The sequence below is a fragment of the Caldisericota bacterium genome (assembly GCA_034717215.1).
GTDB lineage: Bacteria > Caldisericota > Caldisericia > Caldisericales > Caldisericaceae > UBA646.
In genome coordinates this window covers 1-3,518 of sequence record JAYELD010000181.1, presented here as the reverse complement: position 1 = coordinate 3,518, position 3,518 = coordinate 1, and the positions used below count along the sequence as shown (strand labels likewise).

Sequence of the window (3,518 nt, the reverse complement as noted above, 5' to 3'; positions counted from 1 at the left end):
TCTTATGGTGAAATCTGCACCTGTAAAAAAGGGTGGGTCAATGTAAATAAGATTTATCTTTCCTGCCCATCCCTGTTTAATTAAAGATGACATTACCAGTTTGTTATCACCCCAAATAAGTTTATTTTTCCAATCTTTGGGATAATTTTCAGGATACTCACTTTCAGGATAACATTGTAAGGGATCAAAAAGCACCTCTCCCTTTTCCAAGTCTTTTAGTCTGGGTTTATTTATTGTTTCCACAACCTGAAAAGGGAGATTAGGCTTTTCTATTGATATCCTCTCTCCTTTTTCAAATTTATCATATTTATTTGCCCAGAGCAGTTCTACATATTTTTTGTTATTTTCCATGTATGTTAGCCTCCTATTAGAGAAGTTTTTACTTTACTGTGTAATAAATAAATATTTTTTATGCAGATATTTAGCCTAAAACTATTAAAATTCCTTATTTTTTTTAAATTATTTTCCTCATAATGAGCCATCCCTTTATAAAGAGGATTTTCCAATATATATTTAATGGTCCCGGCATACCACTTGCCGCCCCTTGCAGTAGGTACGCCTTTTTCATTTAGCCCCCTGGCAATTTCTCTCAATCCCATTCTCTTACGTATCAGGGATGGTTCTTCTCTATCAGGCTTCGATAATCTATATCTATTTTATTTAACACCAATAGTAAATAAGTAAATCTTTTTTAATTTTTCTATATCCATTTTATAATACAACAAACAAATTACAAAATCCTTCTTTTTAAAATATATTGCACAATTTTCAAATATATTTTCACAGTTTGATTATAATAGTTTTCAGAAAATTAAAAATTATCAGTTACATACGTAAAACCGAATTAAATAAACATCTCAAGGAATATAAAACCTCTTCTCCTCTTGACAAAAATGCATTTTTGAATATCTTATTTATGTACTAACAGGTTCCCTGTTAGCTCAATTGGCAGAGCGGGTGGCTGTTAACCACTAGGTTGTAGGTTCAAGTCCTACACAGGGAGCCAACTTAATCACTGTTTCAAACTCTTTCGGGGTGTTCTTAAGACACGCCCACGCAAAAAAAAGACAAAATTTCTCTTACTCCTATTCTGGGATAATGGTTAAATCCAATCTTGCCTGCACGGCTGGAAAAAATCCAATCAAACTGAATTTGACTTTTTTCTTCCTCTTTATTACTATTGTTTATGTAATATTAAACTATGGTGATAAACTGTAGTAACAAAAAGGGGAGTTAAGTTTAACATTACTTACTAACAGGAGGATAAAATGATAGGAAAATTACCAAAAGAAATTCTCAATGCATTATTAGAAACGCTACCAATTGAATTTTCAGTGATAGATAAATCCGATAATGTTTTAGCATGGAACAAGCATGAGACAAGAATTTTTAAACGGCCTGCGGGAGTAATAGGAAAAAATGTAAAAAATTGTCATCCAAAAAAAAGTTTGGCTAAGGTAGAAACAATTTTACACGAAATGAAAGAAGGAAAAAGAGAGAAAGCAAGATTTTGGATTGATTTACCAATTGGCAAAAACAATGAAAAGAATAAAGTATTAATTGAATATTATGCACTAAGAGATCCGGCTGGCAACTATTTAGGATGTTTAGAAGCAAGCCAAAACGTATCAGAAATACAAAAATTAAAAGGCGATAAGCGCTTACTGGATTAAAAATTACGCCCACATCGCACAACAACAGATATGAGGCTACAACCTTCGGCAACTTATTTTGTCCGCAAAATATTAAGTGAAAACCTGAGCTTCGCCTTCAAATAAAGAAGAATATTTAAAGGTTAAAGTTAATTAAATATGGAGGCATAAAGATGAGTAAAAAATCTAAAAAACCCAAGTCTTGGCAGGAAAAATTGAGAGATAGTAAAGGTCTGCCGAAAATAGTGCAGATTACTCCCAAAATGGCTGGCAGATGGGGGACAAAAATTGGTGATACAATGGTAATTCCGGTGCCAATTGAAGTGGATAAAATTATGAAAAAAGTACCTAAAGGAAAACTCATTACCATTAATGACATTCGTACGACGCTTGCTCAAAAACACAATGCTACAATTGGCTGTCCGCTAACTACCGGAATTTTCGCTCGCATCGCGGCTGAGGCAGCAGCAGAAGTTATAGCGGATAGAAAGAAGGACATCACTCCTTATTGGCGAACATTAAAAACAGGCGGAGTAATAAACGAGAAATATTCTGGTGGGATAAAGGCTCAGAAGAAACTTTTGGAGAAGGAAGGACATAAGGTAATTCAAAAAGGTAAAAAATATGTAGTCGCTGATTTTGAAAAGTATTTGGCAAAGTTACAATAATTGAGCAAGACTATGAATAAAAAAAACAAAAGTTTAATAAATAAATGTTAATAACGTACAAATATGAAAAAGAATGCTAAAATTACTTTAATCATAACTCTTGTAGTCATGTTGTTATTGATTTGGGCGCCCTGGATGAATAATCAAGCTATTCATGACAGGGTCTTTAAAGAAAAAGCCAGAATAGACGGAACAATCGATAAACAAACTGGCGAGTTGATTTGTGATTATACTGTTATGTGGTTACCATTTGGAAGATGGGTTGCAAGTTGTGAGGGAGGTTATTTTGTTACATTTTGGGGTAAAATACTATAAGTCCAGCAGCAAAACTCCATGCTCTCTTTAATCGCTAACGCGGTATATGTAGTTCGCTAGTTGCACCGTATAATGCTCTTTTTTCTACAAGCAATCATATATCTTTCACAAAAATAATTTCCAGCGGCTCCTTATCCAGCAATAGTGAACCTGCATCCCTGTATCCAAGCTTTCTATAAAAATGCTGTGCTTGCTCATTTGATAATGTCGATGTCATTGTTTTTTTATATCCTTTATTTCGCATTTCCTTTTCCCAAAATTCAACAAGCTTTTTCCCAATGCCCTTTCTCCGGTGTCGTGAGTTAATAATTATTAAATTCATAAATGGTATTTCGTCCCAGAACAAATTAAATCTTAAAAGACCGATTGGTGTGTCTTTTTCGTCTCTTACGATAATAATTTCTTTTCGACGCACTTTTTCTTTAATTTCAACAGTTTTTAAATGCAGATCTATCTTAACAATATAGTTTATATCTTTATCACTTGCGTAGCAGATATTTATCATTTTTCCCCCTTAGCCGCTAATACTTTGCCCGATGTTTTTACTGCCTATAAATCCTCAGATACATATTAATCAACATATCATTTTAATTTCTTATACATTCTATAGAAGCTAAATAATTCCCTATCCAACCTTATTGAAGATTCCTTAGTAATCGCATACCCAAGCTTCTTGTAGAGATTAACTGCTTTCAAATTTTCTGTCTCTACATCCAACGCTATTTTTTTTGCTCCATTTCTTCTCGCCTCTATTTCAATCTTAGTAATTAAATCTGTTCCTATGCCCATTCCTCTATATTCCGGATAAACAGCGACGTTGCTGATATAATGCTCCTCTCTATTGACCCATCCGGTTACATCCCTGGCCTTTAAAAAAAGAGGG

Annotated in this window: 7 protein-coding genes and 1 tRNA gene; 4 read left to right on the top strand and 4 right to left on the bottom strand. The window is 33.7% G+C overall.

Annotated features, from left to right (window positions below; genetic code table 11):
* On the bottom strand, positions 1-351 hold a 351-nt coding region (locus U9Q18_07465), incomplete at its 3' end, for a site-specific DNA-methyltransferase (protein MEA3314196.1).
* 5 nt (positions 352-356) lie between these two features.
* A complete protein-coding gene (locus U9Q18_07460; GenBank protein MEA3314195.1) occupies positions 357-599 on the bottom strand; it encodes a recombinase family protein in 243 nt (80 codons plus the stop codon).
* A 331-nt stretch (positions 600-930) separates the two neighbouring features.
* On the opposite strand from U9Q18_07460, the gene U9Q18_07455 reads away from it, so the two are divergent.
* The 4 genes from U9Q18_07455 (at position 931) to U9Q18_07440 (ending at position 2,635) form a co-directional block, all read left to right on the top strand.
* Positions 931-1,006 (top strand) — tRNA-Asn (locus tag U9Q18_07455).
* A gap of 262 nt (positions 1,007-1,268) precedes the next feature.
* On the top strand, positions 1,269-1,673 hold the full coding sequence (locus U9Q18_07450; GenBank protein ID MEA3314194.1) for a PAS domain-containing protein: 405 nt from the start codon (positions 1,269-1,271) through the stop codon (positions 1,671-1,673).
* 152 nt (positions 1,674-1,825) lie between these two features.
* The gene (locus U9Q18_07445) at positions 1,826-2,320 is read left to right on the top strand and encodes an MGMT family protein (protein MEA3314193.1); all 495 of its coding nucleotides are present in this window, start codon (positions 1,826-1,828) and stop codon (positions 2,318-2,320) included.
* A 63-nt stretch (positions 2,321-2,383) separates the two neighbouring features.
* Positions 2,384-2,635: a hypothetical protein gene (locus tag U9Q18_07440; GenBank protein MEA3314192.1), complete on the top strand. Its 252-nt coding sequence runs from the start codon at positions 2,384-2,386 to the stop codon at positions 2,633-2,635.
* A 94-nt stretch (positions 2,636-2,729) separates the two neighbouring features.
* Here U9Q18_07440 and U9Q18_07435 read toward each other — a convergent pair whose 3' ends face one another.
* Positions 2,730-3,137: a GNAT family N-acetyltransferase gene (locus U9Q18_07435; protein MEA3314191.1), complete on the bottom strand. Its 408-nt coding sequence runs from the start codon at positions 3,135-3,137 to the stop codon at positions 2,730-2,732.
* Between the two features lie 80 nt (positions 3,138-3,217).
* A partial coding sequence (locus tag U9Q18_07430; protein ID MEA3314190.1) for a GNAT family N-acetyltransferase occupies positions 3,218-3,518 on the bottom strand: 301 nt, incomplete at its 5' end.

Bases quoted from the DNA above. Each gene is read 5' to 3' on its own strand.
- U9Q18_07460 (MEA3314195.1), bottom strand. From the start codon at position 599: ATGGGATTGAGAGAAATTGCCAGGGGGCTAAATGAAAAAGGCGTACCT.
- U9Q18_07450 (MEA3314194.1), top strand. From the start codon at position 1,269: ATGATAGGAAAATTACCAAAAGAAATTCTCAATGCATTATTAGAAACG.
- U9Q18_07445 (MEA3314193.1), top strand. From the start codon at position 1,826: ATGAGTAAAAAATCTAAAAAACCCAAGTCTTGGCAGGAAAAATTGAGA.
- U9Q18_07440 (MEA3314192.1), top strand. From the start codon at position 2,384: ATGAAAAAGAATGCTAAAATTACTTTAATCATAACTCTTGTAGTCATG.